Origin of the sequence: Shewanella sp. MF08487 (assembly GCF_050848685.1) — a bacterium.
In the GTDB taxonomy this organism is placed as follows: Bacteria; Pseudomonadota; Gammaproteobacteria; order Enterobacterales; family Shewanellaceae; genus Shewanella; species Shewanella glacialipiscicola.
Window position 1 is genome coordinate 1 of the sequence record NZ_JBOZPB010000071.1, and the last position, 590, is coordinate 590.

The 590-nt window shown below is 44.9% G+C and carries 1 protein-coding gene; it reads right to left on the bottom strand.

The window, feature by feature from the left end:
- Positions 1-53: 53 nt before the first annotated feature.
- Positions 54-590 (bottom strand): EF-Tu/IF-2/RF-3 family GTPase (locus ACRN9H_RS19675; RefSeq protein WP_432315892.1); only part of this gene is annotated, 537 nt, incomplete at its 5' end.

Genomic DNA, 590 nt, shown 5'->3' on the forward strand with positions numbered 1-590 from the left:
AAATAAAAAAGGAAGCCTTAGCTTCCTTTTTTGTGTGTTGCTAATCTTTGCTATTAAGCAAAAATTTTCGCTACTACACCAGCACCTACTGTACGGCCACCTTCACGAATAGCGAAGCGTAAACCTTCGTCCATCGCGATTGGGCAAATCAAGGTCACTTTCATCTTGATGTTGTCACCAGGCATTACCATCTCTACGCCTTCTGGCAATTCGATAGTTCCGGTTACGTCTGTTGTACGGAAGTAGAACTGTGGACGGTAACCCTTGAAGAATGGAGTGTGACGTCCGCCTTCTTCTTTTGACAGAACATAAATTTCTGATTCAAAAGTCGTGTGTGGGTTGATTGAACCTGGTTTAGCCAATACTTGACCACGTTCTACGTCATCACGCTTAGTACCACGTAATAAAACACCACAGTTCTCGCCTGCACGACCTTCGTCAAGCAGCTTACGGAACATTTCTACACCAGTACATGTTGTCTTGGTTGTATCGCGGATACCAACGATTTCTACTTCGTCACCAATGCGAACAATACCACGTTCAACACGGCCAGTGACTACAGTACCACGGCCAGAGATTGAGAATACGTC